The organism is Shewanella hanedai, from assembly GCF_007197645.1.
Taxonomy (GTDB): Bacteria; Pseudomonadota; Gammaproteobacteria; order Enterobacterales; family Shewanellaceae; genus Shewanella; species Shewanella hanedai.
This window is the reverse complement of the sequence record NZ_VKGK01000065.1, coordinates 1-4,276: the sequence shown is the minus strand read 5'-3', so window position 1 is coordinate 4,276 and position 4,276 is coordinate 1. Positions and strand designations below refer to the sequence as shown.

Genomic DNA, 4,276 nt, shown 5'->3' with positions numbered 1-4,276 from the left:
AAAGATAGGAAATTGAAGCTACTGAGGTCGCATTGGCGAACAGCCATTAAAACACTACAAGGCTTAATTCTGGAGCCACAAGCATGCTATTAAATTCGAGGGGATCCCTCAGACTCAGAGTATTTTTTGGCAAACTAATTCAAGGCGAATGGATGACATAATGGTTGTTCCCTTATGAGTTCATTCAACACAGAAGTAGGCAGCCAAAAACACTCCTTACAGGCGAGTTTTAGCGGTTCTGATCCTGTGTTAACGAGCTTGACCGTAGAATAACTATGCTCTTCACTCGTTGCCTTGCCTCAGGACCGCTAAACTCTCGTTGAGCGATCAAATCTTTATACTGATTGGTATAAGGTGTCTTTCTAGTTGTCGGACTCAGATTCAATCACTTTCTTGATCCCGTGTGGGTGAACCTTGATGCAGATATTGTCTTTTTTGAAGGCTATCGTTGGGTTTGCAAGACGCTCATGTTCACCTGATGGCGAGCTTAACTTGACCTTTATCGCTGTTTTATTCTCAATTACGTCAGCTAAATGAGGCACTTTTTCGATAAGAGCTTGAGCTAACTCGTCGCAGCTGGTGGCCTGACAGGGAAAAACTAACTCGATATGCTCCCAACCTTCGAGGGGATATTGCTTGCTGCCTGGATAAGGGAGTTCAATACAATCGATATTAAAACCTGCTAACGGCAAAGGCGTGTTAAGTTCGATGATCAAAATCGGTCGGCCATTGATGACATTATTTGAGATAATGGTGCCTTGCACGCAAAACTCTTTACTTAACGCATCTGCAACTGAAGCTGTGTTTACCCTTAGTGCGGTATGATCGCATTCCAGTCCCAAGTGAGCTAACCCTAGCTCCTCTAAAAAATTGATAATATCGAGCGAAAAGGCGGGCCATGTCTTGTGTAACCTAGAGAGTGTGAGTATGTCGGTCATTGTTTTGTTCTTCATGTTAAGTGGGTCTGCACAGTAACTTGTGACAAGACTAGCAGATGAAATTGAAGGGTTAGTTTTTGAGTTGTTTTACACTTTTCGCTTAAGGTTATTAAGGCCAGATCTCGATGGGAGTACCGGGCTCAATAGAGCCCCAAAGCTCGTCCATCTGTTGATTGGTAATTGCAATGCAGCCGTCAGTCCAATTAAATTTTTGCGCCTCCTGAGGTGTCAGTGATGAGTTGGGATTTTGACCATGGATCATGATCTGTCCACCGGGGCTAATGCCTAAGGCATTGGCTCTGAACTTGTCTTCATCATTGGGATAGGAGATATGAATGGCACGGTAATAGGCACTGTTAGACTTCTTATAATCTAAGATGTAGCGTCCCTCAGGTGTTCTTTGATCGCCCTCTTTCAGCTTGTGACCCTCTGGACGATCGCCAAGGGCGATGCGGTATTGACGCAAGACTTTACCGTTGCGCATCAAGGCCATTATTGATTTTGATTTGGTGACGACCACGAGATCTATCTTACCTAAGCTCGATGTGGCTGAACTGTCTGGAGAGTTTTGCATTGAACTAGCTGCGATGCTAGGAAGAGAGCCGATTAAGCAAAGGATAAAGGCTACTAGGATAAAAAATCTATGCATGTGATTTTTCGATAAAGGAGTAAGCATGTTTGGATATAGTACCTTAAGTCGGGTCTTTAAATCGAATATTACGCTAGGAGAGGGCGTCTTGCATTGGTATTGTACGTTAATAGTGGCAAAATGTTTGGTTCAAAGAGTGGGGAAGTGAGTTTTTGATGCAAGAAGATAAACAAGTAAACCAGGATGACACCGTAAAGCTCAAGCTAAGACGGGTCATATTTGGTACGGATACACGTTTAGGGCGCTATTTTGATATCAGTTTAATCGTCTGTATTATTCTGAGTGTTACCTTAGTATTCCTCGATACTATTGCTGCGGTGCACAGTAAGTATGGCGACATCATTGGTATTTTTGAGTGGTGTTTTACGATTATTTTCACTATCGAGTATCTGCTTAGACTTTACTGCTCAGCTCAGCCTATTCAATATGTTAGAAGTTTCTATGGTGTGGTTGACCTCCTGTCTATCTTGCCAAGTTACCTAGCACTATTTTTCCCTGGCGCAAATTTCACTTTAGTCATCCGGATCTTGAGGTTGTTTAGAATTTTCCGAGTGCTTAAATTGTTACGATATCTTAGTGAGGGCAATGTCTTACTCAGAGCTATGTTACAGTCAGGACGCAAAGTTTTTATCTTCTTCTTTTCTGTCAGTCTGATAGTGGTGGTGTTAAGTTCCATCATGTTTGTGGTGGAAGGGCCTGGTAATGGTTTCACTTCGATACCAAAGTCTATCTATTGGACCATAGTGACAATCACCACTGTCGGGTATGGAGATATTACGCCTGAGACCAGCTTAGGTCAGGCCATTGCTGCATTTACCATGTTATTAGGTTATTCGATTATTGCGATCCCCACAGGCATATTAACGGCTGAAATTTCGCAAGAGATGGTGCGAAGTAAAGATCTACGTCGTTGCAGTAACTGTTTGAAAACTGGCCATGAGAAAGACGCCATATATTGTGATCATTGTGGCAGTGAATTAGAAACTGAAATATAAGTTTACGTAAGTACAAGGGAAGTAATGACGACAGCAAAATTTGTTCAAGGTTCGATAATGCGTCACATCTTAGTGATGAGTTCAACGGCCGCAGTCGGTATTTCGGCACTGTTTGTGGTCGATTTAATTGATATTTTCTTCTTGAGTTTGCTCGGTGAGCAAGAGCTGGCTGCCGCTGTTGGTTATGCGGGCACCATTTCGTTTTTTACCACCTCAATTGGTATCGGTTTATCCATCGCACTTGGTGCACTGGTATCACGTGCCATTGGTGCTAAACAGATGGATGTGGCCAAGAGACTGTTATTAAACAGTGCCGTTGTGACTTTACTGATATCGGTATTAGTGTCAGCGATAGTGACCTTCTTTATTCCTGAGTTGTTGGCTTTAGTCGGCGCCACTGGCCACACGGCTGAGCTTGCTTCGGGTTATCTTTATATTTTAGTGCCCTCTTTGCCACTTATCTGCCTTGCTATGGCGTTAGGTGCAGCACTAAGAGCCGTGGGGGATGCTAAGTTATCCATGATGTCCACTTTAGCTGGGGGCGGAATTAATTTAGTATTTGATCCAATTTTTATTTTTGCACTAGGAATGGGCATTGAAGGGGCTGCTGTCGCTTCAGTGTTAGCCCGTGCAGGGGTGTTATTTATTGCAGCCCGTGGTGTGATTGTAAAACATAAGCTATTTGGCCAGTTTGAGTTTCAAAGTTTTAAAACCGATCTTAATGCTATTTTTGCCATCGCAGGGCCGGCCATGTTAACCAATGTCGCAACGCCGATAGGCAATGCTGTGGTTACACGAACCATTGCAGATTTTGGTGATGGTTATGTCGCGGGTTGGGCGGTGCTAGGCCGATTAATCCCAGTGTGTTTTGGGATGATATTTGCCTTATCTGGTGCGGTTGGTCCGATTGTTGGGCAGAACTTCGGCGCCCATGAATTTGAGCGCGTCAAAGAGAGTTTGACTAAAGCGCTGCAGTTTTGTGCGCTGTATGTCATCGGTGTTTCGTTAATCTTAATGTTGCTTCAAGAGCAGGTCATCTCGATATTTGATATGAAGGGAGACAGTGCTGAGCTGATTCGATTTTTCTGTACTTATATCGCTGTGTTCTTTGTTTTCTCTGGGGCACTGTTTGTCGCGAATGCTTCATTTAATAACTTAGGTAAAGCCAAGTACTCTACGTTCTTCAATATTGGTAAAGCAACCATAGGGACAATTCCATTTGTCTATTTTGGCGCGCAGTGGGGCGGCGTCTATGGCGTACTAGTGGGACAAGCGATAGGCAGTATTATTTTTGCTGTTCTCGGTGTCTACACTGCGTTTCGCTTAGTTGAAAATGTCAGGATAACAACTTTGCAATCACCTTTAAGTGAGCATGTTTTTGAAGATAAAGAGGTACTTGATACCGAGTTAAGTCCAAGTAGTACAAGTCCGCTGTCATCCTCATGTGCTCTGGCTCAGTTGACAGAAGAGCAGGATAGTGAGGCGACTAGAGATGAGAGGACGATTGCAGCTTCAACTAACGGTAAAGCGAGTTAGTTCTTGGTGAAATAGAGATAATAAAAAAGAGAGCCAAGCTCTAATGCCGGTAAGTTAAGCTTACTGGCATTTTTTATTCCTGGCGTATCTCTGAGGTCTTCGTTTAACCGTCCTAGGAAATGACCTCGTTCGTCGAGGCTCTAAAATTAGGCTTTCTG

Annotated in this window: 4 protein-coding genes; 2 read left to right on the top strand and 2 right to left on the bottom strand. The window is 43.5% G+C overall.

The annotated features are described in order from the left end of the window. Positions 1 to 362: 362 nt before the first annotated feature. Entirely contained in the window at positions 363 to 938 is a 576-nt protein-coding gene (locus FN961_RS25535; protein ID WP_144042958.1) for a VOC family protein, read from the bottom strand. Between the two features lie 109 nt (positions 939 to 1,047). Then, a complete protein-coding gene (locus FN961_RS25530) occupies positions 1,048 to 1,512 on the bottom strand; it encodes a L,D-transpeptidase family protein (protein WP_229814820.1) in 465 nt (154 codons plus the stop codon). Between the two features lie 230 nt (positions 1,513 to 1,742). Between FN961_RS25530 and FN961_RS25525 the strand changes: the two genes are divergently transcribed. Both FN961_RS25525 and FN961_RS25520 read left to right on the top strand, forming a co-directional pair. Continuing rightward, entirely contained in the window at positions 1,743 to 2,582 is an 840-nt protein-coding gene (locus FN961_RS25525; RefSeq protein WP_144042956.1) for an ion transporter, read from the top strand. Between the two features lie 24 nt (positions 2,583 to 2,606). Beyond that, positions 2,607 to 4,118, top strand: coding sequence for an MATE family efflux transporter (locus FN961_RS25520; protein ID WP_144042955.1), 1,512 nt, complete (start codon positions 2,607 to 2,609; stop codon positions 4,116 to 4,118). Positions 4,119 to 4,276 lie beyond the last annotated feature (158 nt).

Bases quoted from the DNA above. Each gene is read 5' to 3' on its own strand.
- FN961_RS25535 (WP_144042958.1), bottom strand. From the start codon at position 938: ATGACCGACATACTCACACTCTCTAGGTTACACAAGACATGGCCCGCC.
- FN961_RS25530 (WP_229814820.1), bottom strand. From the start codon at position 1,512: ATGCAAAACTCTCCAGACAGTTCAGCCACATCGAGCTTAGGTAAGATA.
- FN961_RS25525 (WP_144042956.1), top strand. From the start codon at position 1,743: ATGCAAGAAGATAAACAAGTAAACCAGGATGACACCGTAAAGCTCAAG.
- FN961_RS25520 (WP_144042955.1), top strand. From the start codon at position 2,607: ATGACGACAGCAAAATTTGTTCAAGGTTCGATAATGCGTCACATCTTA.